Below are 257 nucleotides of genomic sequence, written 5' to 3'. Positions count from 1 at the left end.
GCGACCTCCGCCTTGAGAGGGCGGCGTCCTAAACCGATAGACGACGGAGCCACGTATGCGCTTCATAAAGCCGGGAGGATAGTTGCCTCCCGGCCCGATTTCCCTGGTAGCTCCGACCGGATTCGAACCGGCGACCTCCGCCTTGAGAGGGCGGCGTCCTAAACCGATAGACGACGGAGCCACGTATGCGCTTCATAAAGCCGGGAGGATAGTTGCCTCCCGGCCCGATTTCCCTGGTAGCTCCGACCGGATTCGAA

Annotated in this window: 1 tRNA gene; it reads right to left on the bottom strand. The window is 61.9% G+C overall.

Annotated features, from left to right (window positions below):
- Positions 1-104: 104 nt before the first annotated feature.
- Positions 105-181, bottom strand: a tRNA-Glu gene (locus NE591_RS15810).
- Between the last annotated feature and the right edge of the window lie 76 nt (positions 182-257).

This window comes from Adlercreutzia sp. DFI.6.23, assembly GCF_024462535.1.
GTDB lineage: Bacteria > Actinomycetota > Coriobacteriia > Coriobacteriales > Eggerthellaceae > Adlercreutzia > Adlercreutzia rubneri.
This window is presented reverse-complemented; position numbering and strand designations above follow the sequence as displayed.